The organism is Cryobacterium sp. CG_9.6 (assembly GCF_029893365.1).
In the GTDB taxonomy this organism is placed as follows: domain Bacteria; phylum Actinomycetota; class Actinomycetes; order Actinomycetales; family Microbacteriaceae; genus Cryobacterium.
Window position 1 is genome coordinate 508,410 of sequence record NZ_JARXUZ010000001.1, and the last position, 23,101, is coordinate 531,510.

Here is a 23,101-nt window from a genome sequence, read left to right on the forward strand (position 1 = left end):
ATAGTTAAGATAATAGTCTCAAACGAGACCAGCAACAACAGTTACAGGGGAATCATGAGTATTGAGAATACATACCAGGTCACCGGAATGACGTGTGGGCACTGCGTGGCCAGCGTAAAAGAAGAGATCGGCCTCATTGCGGGCATCGAAAGCGTGAACGTTGAGCTGGTGAAGGGTGGGTCCTCCACCGTCACCGTCACGAGTGTCGCGGCGCAAGATCCCGCGGCCGTGGCGGCCGCCATCGACGAGGCAGGCTACCAGCTCGCCCCCATCGGCTCATGACGACGTCGCAGGTCGACCTCCTCGTGGGAGGCATGACCTGCACCTCGTGTGCGGCGCGCATTGAAAAGAAACTCAACCGCATGCCCGGGGTTGAGGCCACGGTCAACTACGCCACAGAAAAGGCCACCGTCTTCGTGCCGGACGGCACCTCGGTGGCCGACGCCATCGCCACCATCGAGGCCACGGGGTACACGGCCACGGTGCCGGTACCGGTTGGCGACGCCCCTGAAGCGAATGCCGGCGACGAGTCCGACGAGGTCAGCCAGCTCCGTCAACGCCTGCTCATCTCCACGGCCCTCACCGTTCCGGTGGCGCTGTTGTCGATGATTCCGGTGCTGCAGTTCGACAACTGGCAGTGGCTGGCCCTCACCCTGGCGGCTCCCGTGGCCGTGTGGGGTGCCTGGCCGTTCCACCGGGCGGCATGGATCAATGCGCGGCACGGTGCCGCCACCATGGACACGCTGGTGAGCGTCGGCGTGCTCGCCGCGCTCGGCTGGTCGCTCTATGCCCTCTTCTTCGGCACGGCCGGCATGGTGGGCATGACCATGGGATTCAGTTTCACGGCGTCACCGGAGGGCGGTGCGGGCGAGATCTACCTGGAGGTGGCATCCGCTGTCACCGTGTTTATTCTGGCGGGTCGCTATGCCGAAGCGCGCGCAAAGCGGCGCTCCGGTGCGGCACTGCTCGCGCTGCTGGAACTGGGCGCCAAAGAGACCACCCTGCTGCGAGATGGCGTGGAGTCGCGCGTTGCGACCAGCACGCTCGTGGTGGGCGACCAGTTTGTGGTGCGTCCGGGGGAGAAGATTGCCACCGACGGCGAGGTGGTCTCGGGTACCTCGGCCGTTGACTCGAGCATGCTCACCGGAGAATCCGTGCCGGTTGAGGTGGGCCCCGGCGCTGCCGTGGTGGGCGCCACCCTGAATGCCGGCGGCCGGCTTGTCGTTCAGGCCACACGGGTGGGAGCCGATACGGAGCTGGCCCACATTGGACGTCTCGTGGAGCAGGCCCAGACCGGTAAGGCCGATGTGCAGCGGCTGGCGGACCGCGTGTCCGCCGTGTTTGTGCCCATCGTCATTCTGCTCGCACTCGGCACCCTGGCGGTGTGGCTGCTCGTGGGCGGCGGGCCGGAACTCGCGTTCACGGCCGCCGTGGCAACGCTGATTATTGCGTGCCCCTGCGCCCTCGGGCTCGCCACTCCCACCGCGCTTCTGGTGGGAACCGGGCGTGGTGCTCAGCTGGGCATTCTGATCAAGGGACCTCAGGTGCTGGAGTCCACCCGCCGCGTGGACACGATCGTGCTCGACAAGACGGGAACGGTCACGACCGGAACGATGACCCTGGCCACCGTCATGGCCATTAGTTGCAGCAGCGAACACGAGTTGCTGGGGTACGCGGGCGCCGCGGAAAGTGGCTCGGAGCATCCGATTGCCGCCGCGATTGTGCGGGGTGCCCAAGAACGTCGGGGCGATGTGCCGGCTGCGGAATCGTTTGGTTCGGAGCAGGGCCTCGGCGTTCACGCCGTTGTCGACGGGCACGCGGTTCTGGTGGGGCGCCCGCAGTGGCTCGCCGAGTCGTGGAGCATTGCACTGCCGGTGGAACTTAGCGCTGTACTCGGGGTGGCCGAGGCCAACGGCGAGACCGCCGTCGTGGTGGCGTGGGACGGTAAGGCACGGGGTGTTCTCGGCGTCTCCGATCAGGTGAAGCCCACGAGTGCGGCCGCGATTGCCCACTTCAAGGAACTGGGCCTACGTCCCATCCTGCTCACCGGTGACAACGAGGTCGTGGCGCGCGCCGTCGCGGCGACGGTGGGCATCGACGAGGTGACCGCCGGAGTGCTGCCCGCGGGCAAGGCCGAGATCATTCGCCAGCTGCAGGCCGAGGGCGCCGTGGTGGCCATGGTGGGAGACGGCGTGAATGACGCCGTGGCCCTCGCCACCGCCGACCTGGGTATCGCCATGGGCACGGGAACCGACGTGGCCATCGAGGCGAGCGATCTCACGCTGGTGCGCAGTGACCTGCTCGCGGCAGCGGATGCCATCCGCCTCGCCCGCCGCACACTGGGCACGATCAAGGCCAACCTGTTCTGGGCCTTCGCCTACAACGTGGCTGCGATCCCGCTCGCGATGCTGGGGTTGCTGAACCCGCTCATCGCCGGGGCCGCCATGGCGTTCTCGTCGGTGTTCGTCGTGACGAACAGCCTGCGACTGCGCCGGTTCCGCGCGCTCGCCGCGTAGACCGCCCGCACCTGACACTGGCGCCCATCGCACCTTCCCGACTACAGGGAAGGTGCGATGGGCGCCAGTTGTTGGTACGCCGCTACACGCGGACCGGCGTGCGCGGGGCGAGAGCTGCGGCGCTGACCGACGGGCGCAGGTCGAGCCGGCGCAGCAGCTGGGCGTTGAGCGCCACGACAATGGTCGAGACCGACATGAGCAGGGCCCCCACCGACATGGGCAGCACGAAGCCGATCGGCGCCAGAACGCCGGCGGCGAGCGGAACCGAGAGCAGGTTGTACCCGGCGGCCCACCACAGGTTTTGCTTCATCTTGCGGTACGTGGCCCGGGACAGCTCGATCACGGACAGCACCGAACGTGGGTCATCGCTGGCGAGGATGACTCCGGCGGACGCGATGGCGACATCCGTTCCGGCACCAATCGCGATTCCCACGTTGGCCTGGGCGAGCGCCGGGGCGTCGTTGACGCCGTCGCCCACCATGGCCACGATGCGTCCCTCCGCCTGCAGCTCAGCCACCTTGGCGGCCTTGTCGGTGGGATGCACACCGGAGAACACGCGGTCGATGCCCAGCTCGGCCGCAACCTTCTGCGCCACGGCGTCGGCGTCGCCGGTGATCATCACCACCTGAATACCGAGCGTGTGCAGCGCGTCCACAGCCTGGCGCGACTCCGCACGCACCTCGTCGGCGAGGGCGATCGCGCCCAGCACCCGATCGCCGTCGAGCACGTGCAGAATAATCGCGCCATCCTCCGCCCACTTCTGAGTAGCGGCCAGGGCCTCGCTGGCGTGGGCGCGCAGCATGCCGGGGCCACCGACGCTGATGCGACGACCCTCAACCGTGGCCACCACTCCGCTCGCCGCCTCGGTGTGAAAATCGGTAGCGCGCATCACAGGTAGATCGTGCGTCCCGGCGGCGGTAACGATGGCCCGAGCAAGCGGATGCTCGCTGTCACCCTCCACGGACGCCGCCAGCGCCAGCAACTCGGCTTCCGTGACCCCGTCGGTCACCTGCACGGCGGTCACCACGGGCTCACCCTTGGTGAGGGTCCCTGTCTTGTCGAAGAGCACGGAGGTGACGGAGCGCATGCTCTCGAGCGCCAGCCGGTCCTTGATGAGCACGCCCCCACGGGCCGCGCGCTCGGTGGCGATGGATACGACCAGGGGAATGGCGAGGCCGAGGGCATGCGGGCAGGCGATCACGAGCACGGTGATGGTGCGAATCACCGCGTCGTCGGGCGTGCCGAGCAGGGTCCAGATCACGGCCGTGAGCGCACCGGCACCGAGGGCGAACCAGAACAACCAGCCAGCGGCACGGTCAGCCAGACGCTGAGCGCGGGAGGAGGACGCCTGTGCCTCGGCGACCAGTCGGGAAATGCCAGCGAGGGCGGTGTCGTCTCCGACGGCGTCTACCCGCACTCGGAGCGCGGAATCGGTGGCCACCGCGCCGGCCACCACGTGGTCGCCCGGGCTGCGGGTCACCGGCCGGGACTCACCGGTGAGCATGGATTCGTCGACGTTGGCGGTGCCCTCCACAATTGCTCCGTCGGCCGGAATGCGCCCGCCGGGCCGCACCATCACCACGTCGCCGAGGACGAGGCTGGCCGGATTCACGATCTCGGTATCGTCGCCGACAACGCGCTCGGCCTCGTCGGGAAGCAGGGCGGCGAGCGATTCCAGTGCCGTTCCGGTCTGCGCGAGGGAACGCATCTCGACCCAGTGGCCCAGCAGCATGATCACAATCAGCAGGGCCAGCTCCCACCAGAAATCGAGGCGCTGGTCGAGAATCCCGAGGCTTGCGCCCCAGCTTGCAAGAAAAGCCACGGTGATCGCGAGGGCAATCAGCAGCATCATGCCGGGTTTGCGGCTGCGGATTTCTCCGACAGCCCCCGTGAGAAATGGTCGGCCACCCCAGACGTACATGACCGTCCCGAGGACGGGCGAGATGAACGTGAGGGCAAGGATGTCGGGTAGTGAGTATCCGAGGATCCCCGCGAACATGCCGCTGAAGGCGATGGTGGGAACAGCGAACCCCAGCATCACCCAGAACAGGCGCCGGAACTGGCCCACATGATCGCCGTGCCCCGCGTGCCCCATGGCTCCGTGGTTCATCGCAGCATGGTCGTCGTGCCCGGGCGGGATGCTCTCGTGCGTCATGCCAGCGTGGTGCTTGGCGTCATGGCTTCCTGTTTCAGACGGTGACTGGTGCATTCCTTCAGCGTATACCCCCAAGGGGTACTCTGACTCGGAACCGGTCCATGGCGAACCACTGCCAGTGACCGCTTGTGCCGTGTGCCGGTGGGTTGCCGCCATTCCTGGTTGGTGCTTGGATACCCCCTTGGGTATACTCGGTCATGGAGGTACGAAATGAAAACACTCATCGTAGGCGGGGTCGCCGGCGGAATGTCGGCCGCGACCAGGCTGCGCCGACTCGACGAACAGGCCGAGATCGTGGTCTTCGAACGCGGCCAGTACGTGTCATTCGCGAACTGCGGGCTGCCCTATTACGTGGGTGGCCTGATCGAGAACCGCTCCGAACTGCTGCTGCAGACTCCCGAGTCACTCACGAGTCGCTTTCGGCTCGACGTGCGCATTAATAACGAAGTCACGTCGATCGACCGCGCCGCGCGCACCGTCACCGTGCGCAACACCCTCACCGGGGCTTTCTCCACCGAGACCTACGACCGCCTCATTCTGGCCGCCGGTGCATCCGCTCGAATAGCGCGTGCGGGGTTGACCACGTCTACGCTGCGCACCGTGGACGATGTGGACTACATCGAGTCCGTGCTCTCTGCGACGCCGGATGACGCCACCGCCGTCGTGATCGGTGCCGGATTCATTGGCTTGGAGGCTGTGGAGAATCTCGTGCACCGCGGTGTGCACGTCACGCTCGTGCAGCGCAACCTGCAGCTCTTCACCCCCCTCGACCCCGAAATGGCCGCTCCGCTCACCGCACTCCTGCGCGACCGCGGCGTCGACGTGCGCGTGGGCACGACCGTGCTCGGCGCATCCGCTTCGGGACTCGGCCTCGAACTGAGCGACGGCACCACGGTGCCGGCCGACCTCGTGATCGACGCCAGTGGCGTCAGCCCCGACACCTCGCTGGCCGAACAGGCCGGGCTGCGCATCGGCGCGACCGGCGGCGTGTGGGTTGACAGCAGCCAGCGCACGAGCGACCCGTTCATCTACGCCGTGGGCGATGGTGTGGAGAAAACGGATGCCGTCAGCGGCGACCCGCTGCTCGTCACCATGGCGGGGCTCGCCAACCGGCACGGACGCGCCGCGGCCGACAGCATTGCCGGGCAGAGCGAACCCGCAGCGCCCGCGCTGGGGACCTCGATTCTGGGACTCTTCGGGGTCACCATTTCCCTCACCGGCTGGAGCGAGAAGCGCCTCGTGGCCGCTGGCCGCGCACACCGCATCGCGCACACCCATCCCGGATCGCACGCGGGGTACTACCCCGGCTCCGAGTCGATGAGCATGAAACTTCTCATTGACCCGGTCACCGATGCTATCCTCGGCGCCCAGATCGTGGGCGGCAGCGGGGTGGACAAGCGCATGGACGTGATCGTGACGGCCATGGCCGGCGGGCTCACGGCATCCGCTCTCACGCGCTTGGAGCTGGCCTACGCGCCGCAGTTCAGCTCGGCAAAAGACCCCGTGAACCAGCTGGGCTACGTGGCCGACAACCTGCGCACCGGAACGAGCCGCAATATTCAGTGGCACGAACTCGCGGCGGCACGTGCGGCCGGCGCGGTGCTCGTGGACGTGCGCAACCCCGGCGAATTCGAGGCCGGTACGGTGGACGGTGCCATCAATGTGCCGCTCGATGACCTGCGCGCGCGGCTCGGCGATCTGCCGAACGCCCCGCTGATTGTGCACTGCCAGGTGGGCCAGCGCGGCCACACTGCGGCGCGTATTCTGGCCCAGCACGGCTTCGACGTGCGTAATCTTGATGGCGGCTACCGAACATGGCTCGCCGGCGCGTCTCTCACCCCCACCCGCACCGCTCCCGAAAGGATCCTCGCATGAACGAGATCACCGTAACCGAACTGTCCGCCCTCACCGATGCCGTGGTCGTCGACGTGCGCGAAGCCGACGAATATGCCAGCGTGCACATCCCCGGCGTCACGCTGATCCCGCTCAGCGAATTCGTGGCCCGCGTCGGCGACGTTCCCGACGCCGGACCGGTCTACGTGGTGTGCGCGGCCGGGAGCCGCAGCGCCCAAGCCGTGTCCTACTTGGCCGGTCACGGTATCGACGCCGTGAATGTGGCCGGGGGAACCAACGCCTGGCTTGAAGCCGGCCTGCCCGTGCAGCACGGAGCCTGATCATGGACCACATCGATCTGGACTCCGACAAGGCTGCGCAGCAGAAAAAGATCGTCAACCGGTTGCGCCGTGCCCAGGGCCAGCTCGGCGCCGTGATCACGGCCGTCGAGGCGGGCGGCAGCTGCCGCGACGTGGTCACCCAACTCGCGGCCGTGTCCAGCGCGCTCGATCGCGCCGGTTTCGTGATCGTGTCCACCGCCATGCGCGACTGCATCGAAACACCCGGCGGTGAAAACACCCTCACCGTTGACGAACTGGAGAAGCTTTTTCTGACCCTCGCGTAGCATCCGCTCGGGCGCGTCGGTGGCAGGCGCGGCCGGAATCTGACAGGCTGAGCGCCAAGCGGAACTGACCCGAACCACTGCATTTCGAACCACCGAAAGCGGGAGCGCCATGACAACCACTCCAACCGCATACGTGATTGTGGGCGTCGTGCCGGGGCAGCCCGACGCGGTTGTCGTGGCGGCGGCACTGTTCGCTCGCCGGTTTGCAGCCGAGCTCGTGTGTGCCTACGTGGACGTGAATCGCTACATGATCTTCGATCTCGGCGACGGATCGATGACCTCGTTTCCGATTGATCCCGACCTGCTGGAGCCGCCGGAACCGACCTTTGACCCGGCGTTGCGGAACCACCTCACCGACCTTCTCGGCGGCACCGACCTGGTGTGGTCCACGCGGGCGCTCGCCGGCGAACCGGCCCTCGCGCTCGGCGGCCTCGCCGACACCCTCGATGCGGTCATGATTGTGATCGGTACCCGCGAAGCCACCGTGCGTGCCACCCTTGGCGAATTTTTCAACGGTTCGGTGGCCGTGCACCTCGCGCATCGGCAGCACCGTCCGGTTGTGGTCATTCCGCTCGCACCGGTTGCGTCCACTGAAGCGCTGCCGTGGGACGCGTCCTGACGGCACGAACGCGACCGCGTGTATTCTGGAGCCTGGCGATGGATCCCGCCTGAGCATCCGCTCGAACCGCTCGCTGCTGATGGTTCCTACCCACTTCGCCGCGGCGAGAATTGGTAGATGCCCCATGAGCAACAGGGTGGCCGTGCACATGCGCTGGCAGTATCTGGGGTTGGTCTTCATCGGTGGAACCGTGGGGACCGCGCTGCGGCAGACCCTGCTACTGCTGAACCCCGGTACCATCTGGGTGACGTTCGCCATCAACATTACGGGTGCGCTGCTGCTGGGAGCGCTGCTCGAGACGCTCGTGCGCCGCGGGCCCGATGTGGCACCGCGCCGCGGTATTCGGGTGCTGCTCGGCACCGGGGTGCTGGGTGGATTCACGACCTACAGCGCCCTGGCCACCGATACCAGCATGCTGTTCGCCGACGGCGCCGTGGGACTGGCCCTGCTCTACGCCGGCGGAACCCTTATTCTGGGAGCGGTTGCAACCTGGCTCGGCATCATCGGGTCGGCCACCCTGCATCGCCGAGCCACCCCGGGTGACCCCGCATGACCCCGTTCCTGTTCCTGGCCGTGGCCCTTGCCGGCGGGCTCGGGGCCGTGGCACGGTTCTTTGTAGACGGCGTGCTGCGGTCCACACTGCGCGTGCCGTTCCCGCTCGGTACGACGGTGATCAACGTGGGCGGATCCCTGTTCCTCGGTCTGGTGACCGGCCTCGCGCTCGGGCACCTGGTGAGCAGCGAGTGGCACCTCGTGCTCGGCGGCGGGCTTCTCGGCGGCTTCACGACGTTCAGCACCGCGAGCGTCGAAACGGTGCGCCTGCTGCAACAACGCCGGTATGGACCGGCGCTGGTCGTGGGACTCGGCATGCTCGTGGCATCCGTTCTCGCCGCCGGGTTAGGGCTGTGGCTCGGCCTCTCGTTCTGAGGTAGGCACCGCAAAGTACAGGTGCGCGTGCAGGCGGCAGCCGTCGTTGAACCGGGCGGCGCACGCGGGGCAGTGCGTTACCGACCGATACGAGCGGATGCTCATCTCGGAGTCACACACACCGCAGATGACGGCGAGGTGGTCCCAGTCGCTTTCCGGCCAGAGCGTTGCGGGGTGGGACTCGCTCTCGCCGTGACACTGGAAGCACGGATAGTAGCGCTGGCAGCAGGCGAACCTGATCGCAATCACGTCGAGCGGCGAGTGATAGTGCACGCACCGCGTCTGGTCATCGACGACCGCACCGTAAATGTGCGGGGGAGAGATCATGCTCCAGTATCGCAGTCGCGCTGCGCTGGGTGTCGCCGCTGCGGATCTGGGGGGTCGCCCCCGAGATCGGCGGGTGCTACGGTAACCGGCGTAGCGCGCACCGATGTGGGGCGCGGTGACGGGTCTGGAGCCGCGCTTAGGCCGACGGTGAGCGCTACTCGCCGGCGGGCGTGGAGGTGTGCGCGGTGACGAAGGCCAGGAAGGCTGCCCGGTCTGTTAGCGAACCTCGGTAGGAGGTGCCGTTCACCAGCACGGTGGGCGTGCCCGTGATCTTCGCGATGTCGGCGTTCGGCAACGGCCCCGTGAGCGCACGGTCACTGGCCTCACCGACCCACGGGGAGAAGGTTTCGTTCCTGATGCACTCGGGAATGTTCGAATCCGCGGCGCCAGCCGTCTCGATAACGTTCTGCAGTTCGGAGTTTGTCAGCCCCGCGCTGTTCTCGGCGGGCATGTTCGCGAAGAGTGCCGTGTTGACGGCGAGAAAGCTGTCGGGTTGAAAATTCGCCACGCACGCGACGGCGTTGGCGGCGCGCGTGGAGTAATTCGTGCCCAGAGACGACGTATCCCGGATCGAGATCGGGTGCAGCTCAAGCGTGGCATTGCCCGCGGTGACCCAGCTCGCAATCTGTGCGGCGTTGGTGGTGTCGAATTGTCCGCAGGCCGGACAGAGATAGTCCACGTAGATGTCGATGTTCACCATGTCGTCGAGCTGAGTCTGATCGGTGGCAACCGGCTGAGCCGCTGCGGCGAGGGCGGGTGTGTTCGCGGCCGAGACGGTGGCACCGTCGCCACCAATCAGAATCCCATCGCTGGCCATATTCCGTGGGCCCGCCCCACTCGGGGTGCTCTGAGTGATGATGACGAGTGCCACGATTGTCGCGGCGGCAACGAGCGCCACACCGATACCGCCGCGCCAGAGGAGCCGGCGGTATGTCGCGGTTTTCTTCTGGTCGTCGCGCAGCCCAGTGGCGGTCTCGCGGGTCTGTTTTCGGCGGTCCTTCTTGGCTGGACGGGCCTGCCCAGAGGCGTTGCTCATCATGCGCTCAGTCACCGTTTCGTATGGGAGGATTCCCATCGACAGTAAGCACTTCGCCTGTGTGCACGGCTTTCGTGTGCTGTGAGCTCACTGGGAGCACCGTTCTGGCGGGGCTTAAAACCAGGTGCTGAGACGCGGGGTGTGCGGGGAGTACAGGGTCGCGTCGAGGCGAGCGGCGGCATCCATCGTTGTGCTGTGCAGGCGGCCGGCCCGGGCAAGGTCAACCGTGCTGCCGGCCCCGAGGTAGAGCGCGCCGAGATCAGCGACCGACACACTCACGTGGGTGGTGCCCGCGGGGGCGGCGGTGGTGAGCGGATGCGCCGTCCCGCGCCCGCTGCTCCCCACGGTGAGTAGGTACTCACCCCCGGCGAAACCGAGGTCGTCCGTCACCGTGAGCTGGAATATTCCAGGAGCGGCATATGTGCGGGCGCTCAGTGTGGCAGGCACATCGAGGATGCGCAGCCAGAGGTGATCGCGCTCCACCGTTTTGCGAACGGCCCGGCGGTCGAGAACGTGCCAGACGAGGGGCTCGCGCACGCTGCGGAGCGGAGCGCTGACCTCGGTGACCAAATCCATGTCGATGACAAAATGCCAGAGGGCCGCGTAGGCGTCGTCCGTCGCGGCCACGAGGTCGGCGAGATTCAGTCGGGCCGGGTAGCCGTCGTCGCCGAGAACGATTGAATACACGGCGAAGCCCTGGGCGTGGCCGTCGGCGTCGTCGTAACGCACGCAGCGCAGGCTGCGCTTTTCGGAATCGGGGTCCTGCGGCACGAGGCCGAGGGCGTGGCTCCACCAGACGGGACGGCGGTCCACCTCGCCGGGCTGGCGGGAGCGTTCAAAGATGGCCGGACCGTCGGCGAAGAGGGACGCGGGCGTGACGAAGGTTACGCGGCCGTCGGGAGTCGGGCCCCTCCAGCGGGCGCGAGTGGTGTCGATGCGCAGGTGCGCCTGGTGAGCCGCCGGGCCAAACCCGTAGCGGCCATAGATGGTGGCCTCGGTGACGGTGAGCATCGCCAGGGGAAAGCCGAGAGCCTGGGCGGTGCGCAGCTCGGCGGGGAGCAGGGCGCGGGCGATTCCGCGTCGACGGTGCGTCGGTGCCACCGTGATGGACGTGATGGCCCAGGCGGGCAGTTCGCCCCCGCCGGGAACAGTGAGGTTCATCGGCCACGAGCGGGCGGTGGCCACCGGAGAATCTGGGTCTGCGCCGGTGCGGTCGTACACGGCAGTGACCCGGTCCGTGGCCATCTCGCTTTCCAGCACACCGAGCAGGTCATCGCTGCGGGCGGGATCGTGAAAGCCGCGCGCGTCGGCCTGCAACCAGTGCCGGGCCGCCGCCTTATCGGCCGGATCGAGAATGCGGAGGTCGAGCCCGTGGGCGGCCAGAGCGTCTCGGGATTGCACGTCGACGGGGAGAGAAATGTGTTCGGTCACGTTTCGACCCTAGCCGTGAGCGGCACCTGTCGACCACTCACGGCGGTGACTGGGTCTTAGCGAGCGCCGAGCAGGTGTTCGAGGGCGAGCTGCTGCAGGCGAACGAAGCCGAATCCCTTCGCACCGAAGTAGGCATCCGGTGCAAAGTCCTCATAGGAGGCGCGATCGGCCAACAGGTCGTCGTAGCTTTCGCCCGGAGCAAGCGTGGGCTGCGAGAGTTCGGGAACCATCGACGCGGCCAGATGTTCCTGCACCTCGGGGTCGGCGCGGAATGCGGCCGCACGCTCCTTGAGCAGCAGGTAGGTGCGCATGTTCGCCGAGACCGAGTCCCATACGCCCGACACGTCTTCGGTACGTGACGGCTTGTAGTCGAAGTGCCGCGGGCCGTCGTAGGCCTGGCCGCCGCCGGGTCCACCGTTTTCGAGCAGGTCCACCAGCGAGAAGGCATTGTGCAGGTCGCCGTGGCCGAACACGAGGTCCTGGTCGTACTTGATGCCGCGCTGACCGTTGAGATCAATGTGAAACAGCTTGCCCTGGTAGAGGGCCTGCGCGATGCCCGCGGTGAAGTTGAGGCCCGCCATCTGCTCGTGGCCCACCTCGGGGTTCACTCCCACCAGCTCGGGGCGCTCGAGGGTGGTGATGAAGGCCATGGCGTGGCCCACCGTGGGCAGCAAGATATCGCCGCGCGGCTCGTTGGGCTTGGGCTCGATCGCAAAGCGGATGTCGTATCCCTTGTCGGTCACATAGTCGCCGAGCAGGTTCACCGCCTCGCGATAGCGCTCGAGTGCCGAGCGGATGTCCTTGGCCGCGTCGTACTCGGCGCCCTCGCGTCCGCCCCACATCACGAACGTCTTCGCTCCGAGCTCCGCGGCCAGATCAATGTTGCGCAGCACTTTGCGCAGAGCGAAGCGGCGAACGGCGCGATCGTTGGACGTGAAGCCGCCGTCCTTAAAAACGGGAGCACTAAACAGGTTGGTGGTCACCATGGGAACGATGAGGCCGGTGTCGGCCAGTGCGCCCTTCAGGCGGTCGATCTGGGACTGGCGCGCGGCATCCGTTGAGCCGAAAGCGAAGAGGTCATCATCGTGAAAGGTGAGACCGTAGGCGCCGCGCTCGGCGAGATTGGTGACGGCGTCCACCACGTCGAGCTCGGGACGTGTGGGTCCACCAAACGGGTCGCTGCCGTTGTACCCGATGGTCCAGAGGCCGAAGGAAAATTTGTCATCGCGCGTGGGCTGGTTCGCCATTGAGTGCTCCCGATCAATCGTTGCGGTAAATGTTCTGCTTACCAACATATTAGGGATTTCGGGAATGTCAACCGGAGATTCGACGAGTCTGAGCGCCCGGAGTGCGTCCCGGGAGATGCCGGTGTGCGCTGTCTTCGGGTTCCGATTGCCGTTATGTTGTTAGAGACCTCTAAATGATCGTGGACAGCAGGCAAGGATCGCTTATCGTGACTGTAGAACTGAACTGGGCCGGGAACCTTCGCTACCAGGCGAGCACGGTGGTGAGCCCCACGAGCATCGACGAACTGCAGGTGGTCGTGGCCGGAGCCGCGCAGGTGCGTGCGCTCGGCTCCCGCCACTCGTTCAACGACATCGCTGACAGCCGCGACGTGCTGATTTCGTTACAGAGCCTCGATTCCGACATCGTCATCGACGAGGAAACGAGCACCGTCACCGTGAGTGGCGCAACAAAATACGGAATCCTCGCGGAGGAGCTGACCCGCCGTGGATTCGCGCTGCACAACCTCGCCTCCCTGCCGCACATCTCGATTGCCGGCGCCATCGCCACCGGAACCCACGGCTCGGGTGACCGCAACGGCAATCTGGCAACGGCCGTCACCGCGTTGGAGCTCGTGACGGGCACGGGCGACATTGTCACCGTGTCCCGCGCCGACACCCCCGATTTTGCCGGCTTCGTGGTGGGCCTCGGTGCGCTCGGCGTGATCACCCGCGTCACCCTCGAGATTCAGCCGACCTTCGACGTGCGACAGGACGTGTTCGAGAACCTGCCCTGGTCGCAGGTGCTGGCCCACTTCGACGCCGTCACCTCGGCGGCCTACAGCGTGAGCCTGTTCACCGACTGGAGTGGCGCAACGGTGGATCAGGCGTGGCTGAAGAGCCGACGAACGGATGCCGCGAAGCCGTTTGAGCCGCGGGAGACCTTTTTCGGCGGCTCGCCGGCCACCGCGGGGAGGCATCCGCTACCCGGCATTTCGGCCGAGAACTGCACCGAGCAACGGGGGGTCTGGGGCCCCTGGCACGACCGGCTCGCCCACTTTCGCCTCGCGTTCACGCCGAGCAGCGGCGCGGAACTGCAGAGTGAATATCTGGTGCCGCGCGAGCACGCGGTGGCGGCAATCGAGGCCGTTCGCGCCCTCTCCCGCGTGATCACGCCGCTCCTGCTGGTGAGCGAGGTACGCACGATGGCAGCGGATGACCTGTGGTTGAGCCCGAATCAGGGCCGCGACGGAATCGGATTGCACTTCACCTGGAAGCCGGAGCAGGAGGCCGTCGAACAGGTGCTGCCGCTCATCGAGGCGGCGCTCGCGCCGTTTATGGCTCGCCCGCACTGGGGAAAGCTGTTTCAGCTGCGGCGCGCCGAGATCGCGCCGCTGAATGCGCGATTCGACGACTTTCAGGAGCTGGCCGAGCGGATGGACCCCACCCATACCTTCCGCAACGACTTCCTCGACCGCACGGTCTTCGGTCTCTGACCCGGTCGCTGCCGGCGCTGCGCGCGATGGCGGCGCCCGAAACGGGTGGCCGCTACGCCGGTTACGCTAGCCGCCCCCGATTTCGGGGGCGCCGGCGAGCCGTTTGCGTGGCGGCCACCCGTTTGCGTCGCGGGCGAGGCGGATGGTGCGGCGGTGGGCGGTGCGATAGCGGATGCGTGGTGCGTTCGTGCGCTGCGCGGCATCCGTTCGCGATGGCCGCGCCCGAAATCGGTGGCCGCTACGCCGGTTACGGCAGCCGCCCCCGATTTCGGGGGCGCCGGCGAGCGGTTTGCGTAGCGGCCACCCGTTTGCGTCGCGGGCGAGGCGGGCGAGGCGGATGGCGCGTGGTCGGGCGGCGCTACGCGGGGTCGGGCGGCGCTACACGTGGCCGGGCGCGCTACACGTGGTCGCGCCAGCTGTGCTCGGGTGCAAAACCCAGCAGGCGGCGAGCCTTGTCAATGGAGAGCAGCGTCTCGTTCTCGGCGACATCGCGAACGACCTCGACGCCGGGGAACACCTCGGCGGCGAGGCTCGCCGACGAACGCGACATAACCGTGTCGGCGGCGGCAATGATGAACCGGTCGAAGCCGGGTACGGCATTCTCGAGGGCACGCAGCACGGCCTGGGCGCCGTCGCGTCCGTCAATGTAACCCCAGAGGTTCCACTTGCGCAGTGTGGCATCGGCGTCAAACGCCGGGAACGCGGCGTAGTCTTCCGGGTCCATCACGTTGGAGAAGCGCAGCGCCGTAATGCTCAGCGTCGGGTCCCAGCGCACCAGCTCAATCGCCAGCTGCTCTTCCAGATGCTTCACCAGAGAGTAGGTGCTCTCCGGGCGTGCCGGGTACTCCTCATCCACCGGGATATAGGGCGGGTCGATGTCGAATGGCAGCCCGAGCACGGTCTCACTGGACGCGTAGACGATGCGCTTGATGCCCGCGCGCCGGGCGGCCTGAAACACGTTGTAGGTCGACAGCATGTTGTTGTGGAACGTGGCCACATCCGCAAACAGGCCGGGTGCCGGAATCGCACCGAGGTGCACCACGGCGTCGAAGCCGTCGGTGCGGTCGTTGATGCCGAACATCACGTCCACCACCTGGCCATAGTCGGTGAGGTCGATGGTGGTGAATCCCTCGCTGCGAGGCCCCGACCGGTCCAGATTGGTGACGTGGTGACCCTCAGCGGTCAGGCGCGCAACGACGCTGCGGCCGAGCTTTCCGCTTCCGCCGGTGACTGCAATTCTCATCAAATTCTCCTCAACGTAAAACTGTGACTCACAGGTTGTGCACAACGATCAGGCCAGGCGCTCTGTCGGCGACGTTGTTTTGCGCGGGTTGACCTCGGCGAGGGAGCGGGTGACGTCGTCGATCTGCGCCATCACGGCGGGTTCCAGCGTCACGCCCACGGCCTTCACGTTGTCGGCCAGCTGCTCCGGGCGAGACGCGCCCATGATTGCCGACGCCACATTCTGGTTCTGCAGCACCCAGGCCAGCGCGAGCTGCGCCATGGTGAGCCCCAACTCGTCGGCGATGGGCCGCAGTCGCTGCACGCTCGTGAGAACCTCGTCGGTCATCCAGCGCTCAATCATGTCGGCGCCACCCTTGGCATCCGCTGCTCGGCTGCCCGCAAGTGGCGGCTGACCCGGCAGGTATTTGCCGGTGAGCACACCCTGAGCCACGGGGGACCAGACGATTTGCGAGATTCCGAGTTCAGCGGATGTGGGCACCACCTCGGCCTCAATCACGCGCCACAGCATGGAGTACTGCGGCTGGTTGGAAATGAGCTGAATGCCGAGGTCGCGGGCCAGCGCGTGACCGGCACGGAGCTGTTCGGCGTTCCACTCGCTCACGCCGATGTAGAGCGCCTTTCCCTGACGCACCACGTCGGCGAAGGCCTGCATGGTTTCTTCGAGCGGCGTGTGCACGTCGAAGCGGTGGGCCTGGTAGAGATCCACGTAGTCCGTTTGCAGGCGGGTGAGCGAACCGTTGATCGACTCGAAAATGTGTTTGCGGCTGAGGCCGGTGTCGTTGTGGCCCCTGGCGCCGGTGGGGAAATACACCTTGGTAAAGATTTCCAGCGACTCGCGACGTTCGCCAATGAGGGCATCACCGAGCACCTTCTCGGCCACGGTGTTGGCATAGGTGTCGGCGGTGTCGAAGGTGGTGATCCCGGCATCGAGAGCGGCGCGAACACAGAGCGCGGCGGTATCGTTTTCCACCTGTGAGCCGTGGGTCAGCCAGTTTCCGTATGTGACGGCGGAGACTTTCAGCCCGCTGTTTCCTAGATAACGAAATTCCATGAGGGTCCTGACTCTCGGCGACACTGCGGATTTGTTGACGTTGGCAACCTAACATGTCAACTCGTGATTCCCCGCGGTAGCCTAGAGCCAAGGCCGGGAGATTTTCATGCAGGGCAACAATCATGACGACGTTCGTCGACACAACCTCGCGACAATTCTGCGGGTGGTTCACCGCAGTGGTCCCACCTCACGGTCTGCGCTTACCCGCCTGACCGGACTGAACCGATCAACCATCTCGGCGCTCGTATCGGAGCTGGTGCTCCTCGGTCTGGCGGCGGAACGGCAGCCGGATGCCACCCGCCAGGTGGGACGACCCAGCCCCGTGGTTCAGGCGAATCCGCGCGTTGTCGCCATTGCCGTCAACCCAGAGATCGACGCCGTGACCGTGGGACTCGTGGGGCTCGACGGCGTGGTGCACCGGCGCATCCGCTGCCCGGTTGAGCATTCACCGAGCGCCACGGAGGCCGTCAACATTGCCACTGCGGTGATTGATGGCATGCGCGGTGAGCTCGCCCTGCGGTTCGACGTAGTGGGCATTGGCGCCGCCATCCCCGGTCTGGTGCGCATCAGCGACGGTGTGGTGCGCAACGCACCGCACCTCCGGTGGACCGACGAACCGTTTGCTGAGCGTTTGTCGGCGGCCACGGGTTGGCCGGTTGTCGCGGCGAACGACGCGAGTCTGGGTGTGCTCGCCGAACGATATTTCGGTGCGGGCGTGGGGCTCACCGACGTGGTGTACCTCAACGGCGGCGCGAGCGGCATTGGCGGTGGCCTGCTCGTGGGCGGGAGCCTCGTGGGTGGCCATGCCGGCTACGCGGGGGAGTTCGGTCACACCCGGGTGAGCCAGAGCGCTGCCCGAGACTCCGCGGGAATCGCCGGAACGCTCGAGGCCGAGGTGACCCGCAGTGGACTACTCGCGGTGCTGGGCCTCGATAACACAGCGGATGCCGACGACCTCGAACGCGCCCTCCTCGCCTCCGACTCGCCCCAGGTTCGTGCCGAGGTGAATCGGCAACTGGACTTTCTGGCCGTTGCACTGGCCGGCGCGATCAACGTGCTCAACCCGCAGATTGTGGTGCTCGGTGGTTTCCTGGCGGCGCTGCGCGCGGCGGACCCCGACCGGCTGCAGCAGGCGGTTGCCGCACTGACCCTCCCCGAGGTTCTGGCGGGGGTGCGCATCGACTCGGCCCGTCTCGGGTCCAATCTGCTCATGATCGGTGCCGCCGAGCTCGCCTTCGAGGGCGTGCTCGGGGACCCCCAGGCATTCGCGGCGGGCTCGGGCGCCTGATCGGACCGTACCCCGGTGGACGTGCGCCATGATCGACCGTTTGTTCGGCGGAGATCGCACGTTCAGCTTTGACGTCTACAATTCAGGTGTGGGTCAACGAGACTCATGCGTCATCTGCCAGGCCCCTACAGGGGTCGACAGCCCGGTGATTTTCTATCCCGAGGCAACCGGTTCAGTAGCCCCTTTCCTCGAGGGAATGAGGAAAACAATGAAAGCACTCGTCTACAAGGGTCCGAACCAGGCATCGTGGGAAGACGTTCCGAATCCCCAAATCCTTCAGCCCACCGACATCATCGTGAAGATTGACACCACCACGATTTGCGGCACGGATCTCCATATTCTCAAGGGCGACGTTCCCGCGGTGACTCCCGGACGCATCCTCGGCCACGAGGGCGTGGGCACGATCACCGAGATCGGCGCCGCCGTCACCAACCTTGCCATCGGTGATCACGTCATCCTCGCCTGCGTCTCGGCCTGTGGCCACTGTTCCTATTGCAAGAAAGGCCTGTTCGCGCACTGCCTCGCCAGCGAAGGCGCGCCCGGAGTGGGCTGGATCTTCGGTCACCTCATCGACGGCACCCAGGCCGAGTACGTTCGCGTGCCCTTCGCCGAGACATCCGTTTACCCACTGCCCGCCGGCGTCACGCCCCAGCAGGGAACCCTCCTGTCGGACATCTTGCCCACTGGCCACGAAATCGGTGTGGTCGACGGGCACGTGAAGGCCGGCGACGTTGTGGCCGTTATCGGTGCCGGCCCCGTGGGCCTCTCGGTGATCGCCACCGCCGGACTCTATGGCCCCTCCAAGGTGATCGCCATCGATCTCGACGCCAACCGCCTCGACAAGGCGAAGCTTCTCGGGGCCACCGACGGCGTGCTCTCCAGCGACCCGGATTGGAAGGAGCAGGTTCTGGCCCTGACCGACGGCCTCGGCGTGGACGTGTCGGTCGAAGCCGTGGGAATCCCCCAGACCTTCGCCATGTCGCTCGACATCGTGCGTCCCGGTGGTCACGTGGCCAACGTGGGCGTGCACGGAAAGCCCGTTGAGCTTCCTCTTCAGGACCTGTGGATTCAAAACATCAACATCAGCATGGGGCTCGTCAGCACGAACACCCTCGACGTGTTGCTGAAGATGGTGGAGCAGAACAAGATCCCGACGGAGGAGTTCATCAGCCACACCTTCGCACTGCAGGACATGGAAAAGGCCTACGACGTATTCGGCCGCGCCGCCGAAACCAAGGCCATCAAGGTGATGATTAACGCCTAAGTAATTCAGACGGATGCGTGTGCCCACGGGAGACCGTGGGCACACGCTTTTTCGTGGGCTCCCCAACAAAAACCGGGGGCGCGGGAATAGCCCGAGCACCTTCGGGCTTAGCTTCACTACGGCCCTTGTGTTTGTCGTTGGTGCCGCCGCCCGCATTCTGCTGGGCCAGCATCCGTTCTAGAACGACATCTTTGAGGACTCACACCCGTGACTACAGCTGCTATTCCCGTGGTGAGCGCCGCACAACTGCGCTCCACCGCTCGCCACCCGGGCGATGCGCTCAGCCGCCGCCAACGTCTGGTGTACGTGCTGATTCTGGGGGCGCTGACCGCCCTGGGCCCGTTCACCATTGACCTGTACCTCCCCGCCTTTCCCACCCTGGAGAGCGATCTGGGTGTCTCTGCCGCCGCCATTCAGCTCACCCTCACCGGAACCATGATCGGCTTCGGGTTCGGCCAGCTGGTTGTGGGCCCGTGGAGCGACAAGGTTGGTCGTCGCCTGCCCCTCATGCTTGCCACCGGATTCCACATTCTGGCCTGCATCGGTGCCGCCCTCTCCACCGACATTGTGTGGCTTGGCGTGTTCCGCGTGCTGCAGGGCTTCGGTGCCGCGGCCGGCGCGGTCGTGGCGCTCGCCATGGTGCGCGACCTGTTCGGTGGCAAGCCGCTCGTGAAGATGCTCTCCCGGCTGGCCCTCGTGAGTGGCCTCGCACCCGTGCTGGCGCCGGTTATCGGCTCGCAACTGCTCCTCGTGATGCCGTGGCGCGGCATCTTCTGGGTGCTCGCCGCCTACGGTGCCCTGGTGATTCTGGCCGTGGCGTTCTTCATCGTGGAAACGCTGCCGCCGAGTGCACGGCAGACCCGCGGCCACAATACCCTCGGGCAGCGCTACCGCGCGGTGCTGGGCGACCGCACCTTTATAGGCGTCGCGATTATTGGTGCCATGACCTTTACGGGCCTCTTCTCGTACCTGTCCGCGTCACCGTTTCTGTTTCAACAGGTGTACGACCTGAGCGCGCAGCAGTACGGCATTCTGTTCGCGGTGAACTCCCTCGGAATTGTCACGGGTGTGCAGCTGAGCTCGCGGCTCATGCACCGCCTCAACGTGGGACCGCAGTGGATTCTCTCCGTGTCCACGGTGGTGCTGGTGATCACGGCTGTGGCGATCATGCTGTTAGACCTCGCCGGCGCCGGGCTCTGGGGCACACTCGTTCCGCTCTGGTTCTTCATCGCGGCCTGCGGGTTCACCCTCCCGAGCGTTCAGGTGATCGCGCTCAACGGGCATGGTCAAGAGGCCGGAACCGCTGCCTCGCTGCTCGGCGCCGCCAACTTCGGCGTGGCCGGACTCATCTCGCCCATCGTCGGCCTGCTCGGGGTGGGGACCGCGGTACCGATGTCTGCCGTGATGGCCACCACCTCGCTGCTGGCCATCGTGGCGCTCTGGGTTATCGTGCGTCCGCGTCAGGTGCCTGCTCTCGAGCACTAGGCCGGCGGGCGGGCGGCCGCACCGGCATCCGCTGGCGCACATCGCACCGTCCGGCGGCCCGGGAAGGTGCAAAGGCCGCCGGCCAACCTCGCGGCGGGTGCCGCTGGCGCACATCGCACCCTCCGGTGGCGCGGGACGGTGCGAACGCCGCCGGTCAACCTTCCGGCGGGCCGCGCTCGCCGCGCGACGGATTATTATTACGCCATGACCACTCCCCAGGCCCCGGAACACGCGGCTGCACCGAGTGCACGCCGCATCGCACGACGTTGGCCCGTGATCAGCGGGGTTTTCGCTCTGGTTCTCGCGGCCGCACTGGGTGGCCTCGTCGTGGTGCGCGACCGGGGCGTGACCGAGATCGACACCGAGTGGATGAACGAGATCATCGAACACCGGTCGCCGTTTTGGGAGATGCCGTCACTGTTCATGAACGCTCTCGGCGGCGGGCTCGTGGGCATCATCGTCGTCCCCGTGCTCATCGCCGTGGTGCTTCTCCTTCTGAAACGCCCATGGGCGGCGGGGTACTTTCTTGCCGCCACGATCGTCAGTGCCGGCATCGTGCAATTGCTCAAGAACCTGTTCGGACGGGCCCGTCCGCTCGATATTCTGGTCACCAGCGACTTCGGCTCGTTCCCGTCCGGGCATGTTGCGAACGCGGCCACCATGGCGGTCGTGCTGGGCATCATCTTTCCGCGGGTGTGGGTCTGGGCCGCCGGCGTGGCGTACACCGTGATCATGTTGCTCAGTCGCACCTACCTCGGTGCCCACTGGCTCACCGACACGCTCGGCAGTCTGCTCGTGGGGCTCGGAGTGGGCGTCATACTGTGGGCGCCGCTGGCCGCAAAGCTCGATGGCGAACGCGTTCTTTCCCGGCAGCGGAGGCTCGACAGATCGGCGCCCACGTCCGCGACCGCTAACTCCGATTCCACTCGATAACGTCCACAAACACCACGCCGTCGGCCTGTTTCATGGTCTACTTTCTGCATGACCGCACACACGATGGCAGTAATTACCGCTGAGGCATTTCGGTTAGCGGATGCCGCGGCGCGCGCCGCCGGGGTCACCGTGCGTTCCGCAGACCCCAGCGATATCAGCGGCGTCCTGGGTCTCTTCGACCGAACGTGGGGTGCCGGGCGAGGACCGGACCGATCCATGCTGCTGGCACTGGACTATGCCGGCAACACCATTCTGGTGGCGCTGGGTGATGGCCGCCCGGTGGGCGCCGCCCTCGGGTTTCTCGGTTGGTCGGGCGGACTGCACCTGCATTCGCATATGGCTGCCGTCGTTCCGTGGCGCCGTAGTCACGGTGTCGGCTACGCCCTCAAGCTGTTTCAGCGCGCGGTCTGCCTGGAGCAGGGCATCACCGAAATGCGCTGGACCTTCGACCCCCTCATCCGCCGCAATGCACACTTCAACCTGGTGAAGCTGGGTGCGGAGGTGTCACTCTTTCTTCCCGACTTCTACGGCCGACTCGGCGATCTCATCAGCGGTAGTGATCAGAGTGACCGCTTCGAGGTGCGCTGGCGGCTCGACTCCGAACGGGTTCGACGAGCGCTTCTGGGGCATCGGCCGCCCCCCTGGAGCGGGCTGGACCACCTGCCCCTTGCGGTGGACTTCGAAGAGGTGCGGGCCGCTCAACCCGAGGAAGCCAGCCGCTTGCGGGCCGAGTCGAGGCGTGTCATCACCGGGGCCATGGCGCAGGAGCTGCGCCCCGAAGTCGACGACGACAACAACTACGTGTTTACAGCGGATGCCGCCGAGCGGGTCTCGTAGGCCGTCACGGACACATCACCAACCACCGGTTCGGGGAACTTACCGGAAGAGGATGTCGCTGACCTCCGGGACCAGCACATCAGCCGCGTTATCGGGGGAGCGCCGCCGCGGGCGGCGTTCGAACCAGTAGAGGAGCTCGGGACGGAGGTGGTTGATATCGGCCAGAGTCACGGGCTCCTGCACGCGCACAATCGGTTTGTCGATCTCGTTGGCGAGGCTGTCGATGTCGTCGCGTGACCAGAATTGCCCGCGCATCCGAATGAGAAGTTTGCCCGCGGTATCGGTGACGAACAGCTGCAGATTCGTGTCGAGAGCCCCGCCCGCGTACATCTCGAGAAGAACCATGCCGCCCACCGTGTCCAGTGGAAACGAGGTCAGGGGGCGAAAAAATCCGCGCTCCGAGATGGTGGTCTCGTCGATGCGGATCATGATTCGGTACGAGGCGACCAGGCTCAGAACATAAAACAGCGTGATGAAGGCCTGAGCCACCAGCACGGGCAGCCACGTTCCGGTTGGTATGTTCAACCAGTAGAGCACCGCAAAGGTGGGCACGCAAAAGGCCAGAAACACGAAAAGGGTGTCTCGCAGGAGGGTCTTGTGCGGGCGCACGATCAATTCACTACCCACTTCATCCCCCCATGACGTGCGTGACTGATGTGCACGTATACAACGAGTATGCCCCATATCTGGCGTCCCGTGCAGATGTAGTTCCGAGGGCCCCAGAGTGGGGGTACGTGCGGGGCAACGCACCCGGCTGACGGCACGAACGGGCAAAACTCACCGGAGCCACGTCGTCATTCTCGGTGCCAA

Annotated in this window: 22 protein-coding genes and 1 riboswitch; of the genes, 14 read left to right on the plus strand and 8 right to left on the minus strand. The window is 66.1% G+C overall.

The genetic code is table 11. The features are described 5' to 3' along the window. The first annotated feature begins 54 nt into the window (after window positions 1-54). Window positions 55-282, plus strand: a complete 228-nt coding sequence (locus tag H4V99_RS02415; RefSeq protein WP_280675180.1) for a cation transporter — start codon at window positions 55-57, stop codon at window positions 280-282. Further along, window positions 279-2,516, plus strand: a complete 2,238-nt coding sequence (locus H4V99_RS02420) for a heavy metal translocating P-type ATPase (RefSeq protein ID WP_280675181.1) — start codon at window positions 279-281, stop codon at window positions 2,514-2,516. The genes H4V99_RS02415 and H4V99_RS02420 overlap by 4 nt, the downstream gene beginning before the upstream one ends. An 82-nt stretch (window positions 2,517-2,598) precedes the next feature. On the opposite strand, the gene H4V99_RS02425 is transcribed toward H4V99_RS02420, so the two are convergent. Then, window positions 2,599-4,725 carry a heavy metal translocating P-type ATPase gene (locus H4V99_RS02425; RefSeq protein ID WP_280675183.1) on the minus strand — a complete coding sequence of 709 codons (2,127 nt, stop codon included), beginning with the start codon at window positions 4,723-4,725 and terminating at the stop codon, window positions 2,599-2,601. 156 nt (window positions 4,726-4,881) lie between these two features. Between H4V99_RS02425 and H4V99_RS02430 the strand changes: the two genes are divergently transcribed. The 6 genes from H4V99_RS02430 (at window position 4,882) to crcB (ending at window position 8,675) form a co-directional block, all read left to right on the plus strand. Continuing rightward, window positions 4,882-6,546, plus strand: a complete 1,665-nt coding sequence (locus H4V99_RS02430) for an FAD-dependent oxidoreductase (protein ID WP_280675185.1) — start codon at window positions 4,882-4,884, stop codon at window positions 6,544-6,546. Further along, window positions 6,543-6,845 (plus strand): rhodanese-like domain-containing protein, encoded by a 303-nt coding sequence (locus H4V99_RS02435; protein WP_280675187.1) that lies wholly within the window; start codon window positions 6,543-6,545, stop codon window positions 6,843-6,845. Before H4V99_RS02430 ends, H4V99_RS02435 begins: the two co-directional genes overlap by 4 nt. Window positions 6,846-6,847: 2 nt before the next feature. Beyond that, window positions 6,848-7,129: a metal-sensitive transcriptional regulator gene (locus H4V99_RS02440; protein ID WP_280675189.1), complete on the plus strand. Its 282-nt coding sequence runs from the start codon at window positions 6,848-6,850 to the stop codon at window positions 7,127-7,129. Between the two features lie 109 nt (window positions 7,130-7,238). Next, the gene (locus H4V99_RS02445; RefSeq protein WP_280675191.1) at window positions 7,239-7,748 is read left to right on the plus strand and encodes a universal stress protein; all 510 of its coding nucleotides are present in this window, start codon (window positions 7,239-7,241) and stop codon (window positions 7,746-7,748) included. 25 nt (window positions 7,749-7,773) lie between these two features. Next, window positions 7,774-7,844, plus strand: a riboswitch (Fluoride riboswitch). 28 nt (window positions 7,845-7,872) lie between these two features. After that, the gene (locus H4V99_RS02450) at window positions 7,873-8,301 is read left to right on the plus strand and encodes a CrcB family protein (RefSeq protein WP_280675193.1); all 429 of its coding nucleotides are present in this window, start codon (window positions 7,873-7,875) and stop codon (window positions 8,299-8,301) included. Continuing rightward, a complete protein-coding gene (gene crcB, locus H4V99_RS02455; RefSeq protein ID WP_280675195.1) occupies window positions 8,298-8,675 on the plus strand; it encodes a fluoride efflux transporter CrcB in 378 nt (125 codons plus the stop codon). Before H4V99_RS02450 ends, crcB begins: the two co-directional genes overlap by 4 nt. Here the strand turns inward: crcB and H4V99_RS02460 are convergent. The 4 genes from H4V99_RS02460 to xylA form a co-directional block, all read right to left on the minus strand. After that, window positions 8,646-9,002 carry a CHY zinc finger protein gene (locus tag H4V99_RS02460; protein ID WP_280675196.1) on the minus strand — a complete coding sequence of 119 codons (357 nt, stop codon included), beginning with the start codon at window positions 9,000-9,002 and terminating at the stop codon, window positions 8,646-8,648. The two genes, crcB and H4V99_RS02460, sit on opposite strands and share 30 nt — an antisense overlap. A gap of 154 nt (window positions 9,003-9,156) precedes the next feature. After that, complete coding sequence (locus H4V99_RS02465) at window positions 9,157-10,041, minus strand: thioredoxin domain-containing protein (RefSeq protein ID WP_280675199.1); 885 nt, start codon at window positions 10,039-10,041, stop codon at window positions 9,157-9,159. A 111-nt stretch (window positions 10,042-10,152) separates the two neighbouring features. Continuing rightward, complete coding sequence (locus tag H4V99_RS02470) at window positions 10,153-11,469, minus strand: GNAT family N-acetyltransferase (RefSeq protein WP_280675201.1); 1,317 nt, start codon at window positions 11,467-11,469, stop codon at window positions 10,153-10,155. A 56-nt stretch (window positions 11,470-11,525) separates the two neighbouring features. After that, a complete protein-coding gene (xylA, locus tag H4V99_RS02475) occupies window positions 11,526-12,716 on the minus strand; it encodes a xylose isomerase (RefSeq protein ID WP_280675203.1) in 1,191 nt (396 codons plus the stop codon). A gap of 173 nt (window positions 12,717-12,889) precedes the next feature. Here xylA and H4V99_RS02480 point away from each other — a divergent pair, with 173 nt between their 5' ends. Beyond that, complete coding sequence (locus tag H4V99_RS02480) at window positions 12,890-14,188, plus strand: FAD-binding protein (protein WP_280675205.1); 1,299 nt, start codon at window positions 12,890-12,892, stop codon at window positions 14,186-14,188. Window positions 14,189-14,585: 397 nt separating this feature from the next. Here the strand turns inward: H4V99_RS02480 and H4V99_RS02485 are convergent, their stop codons facing one another. Both H4V99_RS02485 and H4V99_RS02490 read right to left on the minus strand, forming a co-directional pair. Then, a complete protein-coding gene (locus tag H4V99_RS02485; protein ID WP_280675207.1) occupies window positions 14,586-15,431 on the minus strand; it encodes an NAD(P)-dependent oxidoreductase in 846 nt (281 codons plus the stop codon). Window positions 15,432-15,479: 48 nt separating this feature from the next. Beyond that, window positions 15,480-16,484 (minus strand): aldo/keto reductase family protein, encoded by a 1,005-nt coding sequence (locus H4V99_RS02490; RefSeq protein ID WP_280675209.1) that lies wholly within the window; start codon window positions 16,482-16,484, stop codon window positions 15,480-15,482. 106 nt (window positions 16,485-16,590) lie between these two features. Here H4V99_RS02490 and H4V99_RS02495 point away from each other — a divergent pair, with 106 nt between their 5' ends. The 5 genes from H4V99_RS02495 (at window position 16,591) to H4V99_RS02515 (ending at window position 22,291) form a co-directional block, all read left to right on the plus strand. After that, complete coding sequence (locus H4V99_RS02495) at window positions 16,591-17,772, plus strand: ROK family transcriptional regulator (protein WP_280675211.1); 1,182 nt, start codon at window positions 16,591-16,593, stop codon at window positions 17,770-17,772. A 208-nt stretch (window positions 17,773-17,980) separates the two neighbouring features. Beyond that, a complete protein-coding gene (locus H4V99_RS02500; protein ID WP_280675213.1) occupies window positions 17,981-19,036 on the plus strand; it encodes a zinc-dependent alcohol dehydrogenase family protein in 1,056 nt (351 codons plus the stop codon). Window positions 19,037-19,243: 207 nt separating this feature from the next. Continuing rightward, on the plus strand, window positions 19,244-20,521 hold the full coding sequence (locus H4V99_RS02505) for a multidrug effflux MFS transporter (protein ID WP_280675215.1): 1,278 nt from the start codon (window positions 19,244-19,246) through the stop codon (window positions 20,519-20,521). Window positions 20,522-20,725: 204 nt separating this feature from the next. Beyond that, entirely contained in the window at window positions 20,726-21,454 is a 729-nt protein-coding gene (locus H4V99_RS02510) for a phosphatase PAP2 family protein (protein ID WP_280675217.1), read from the plus strand. A gap of 48 nt (window positions 21,455-21,502) precedes the next feature. Continuing rightward, window positions 21,503-22,291: a hypothetical protein gene (locus H4V99_RS02515; protein WP_280675219.1), complete on the plus strand. Its 789-nt coding sequence runs from the start codon at window positions 21,503-21,505 to the stop codon at window positions 22,289-22,291. A 39-nt stretch (window positions 22,292-22,330) separates the two neighbouring features. On the opposite strand, the gene H4V99_RS02520 is transcribed toward H4V99_RS02515, so the two are convergent. After that, window positions 22,331-22,918: a hypothetical protein gene (locus H4V99_RS02520; RefSeq protein ID WP_280675221.1), complete on the minus strand. Its 588-nt coding sequence runs from the start codon at window positions 22,916-22,918 to the stop codon at window positions 22,331-22,333. Window positions 22,919-23,101 lie beyond the last annotated feature (183 nt).

Coding starts and splice junctions, on each gene's coding strand:
- H4V99_RS02435 (WP_280675187.1), top strand. CDS start 6,543: ATGAACGAGATCACCGTAACCGAACTGTCCGCCCTCACCGATGCCGTG.
- H4V99_RS02465 (WP_280675199.1), bottom strand. CDS start 10,041: ATGATGAGCAACGCCTCTGGGCAGGCCCGTCCAGCCAAGAAGGACCGC.
- H4V99_RS02480 (WP_280675205.1), top strand. CDS start 12,890: ATGATCGTGGACAGCAGGCAAGGATCGCTTATCGTGACTGTAGAACTG.
- H4V99_RS02430 (WP_280675185.1), top strand. CDS start 4,882: ATGAAAACACTCATCGTAGGCGGGGTCGCCGGCGGAATGTCGGCCGCG.
- H4V99_RS02415 (WP_280675180.1), top strand. CDS start 55: ATGAGTATTGAGAATACATACCAGGTCACCGGAATGACGTGTGGGCAC.
- crcB (WP_280675195.1), top strand. CDS start 8,298: ATGACCCCGTTCCTGTTCCTGGCCGTGGCCCTTGCCGGCGGGCTCGGG.
- H4V99_RS02425 (WP_280675183.1), bottom strand. CDS start 4,725: ATGCACCAGTCACCGTCTGAAACAGGAAGCCATGACGCCAAGCACCAC.
- H4V99_RS02445 (WP_280675191.1), top strand. CDS start 7,239: ATGACAACCACTCCAACCGCATACGTGATTGTGGGCGTCGTGCCGGGG.
- H4V99_RS02440 (WP_280675189.1), top strand. CDS start 6,848: ATGGACCACATCGATCTGGACTCCGACAAGGCTGCGCAGCAGAAAAAG.
- H4V99_RS02450 (WP_280675193.1), top strand. CDS start 7,873: ATGAGCAACAGGGTGGCCGTGCACATGCGCTGGCAGTATCTGGGGTTG.
- H4V99_RS02510 (WP_280675217.1), top strand. CDS start 20,726: ATGACCACTCCCCAGGCCCCGGAACACGCGGCTGCACCGAGTGCACGC.
- H4V99_RS02460 (WP_280675196.1), bottom strand. CDS start 9,002: ATGATCTCTCCCCCGCACATTTACGGTGCGGTCGTCGATGACCAGACG.
- H4V99_RS02495 (WP_280675211.1), top strand. CDS start 16,591: ATGCAGGGCAACAATCATGACGACGTTCGTCGACACAACCTCGCGACA.
- H4V99_RS02490 (WP_280675209.1), bottom strand. CDS start 16,484: ATGGAATTTCGTTATCTAGGAAACAGCGGGCTGAAAGTCTCCGCCGTC.
- H4V99_RS02500 (WP_280675213.1), top strand. CDS start 17,981: ATGAAAGCACTCGTCTACAAGGGTCCGAACCAGGCATCGTGGGAAGAC.
- xylA (WP_280675203.1), bottom strand. CDS start 12,716: ATGGCGAACCAGCCCACGCGCGATGACAAATTTTCCTTCGGCCTCTGG.
- H4V99_RS02515 (WP_280675219.1), top strand. CDS start 21,503: ATGACCGCACACACGATGGCAGTAATTACCGCTGAGGCATTTCGGTTA.
- H4V99_RS02420 (WP_280675181.1), top strand. CDS start 279: ATGACGACGTCGCAGGTCGACCTCCTCGTGGGAGGCATGACCTGCACC.
- H4V99_RS02485 (WP_280675207.1), bottom strand. CDS start 15,431: ATGAGAATTGCAGTCACCGGCGGAAGCGGAAAGCTCGGCCGCAGCGTC.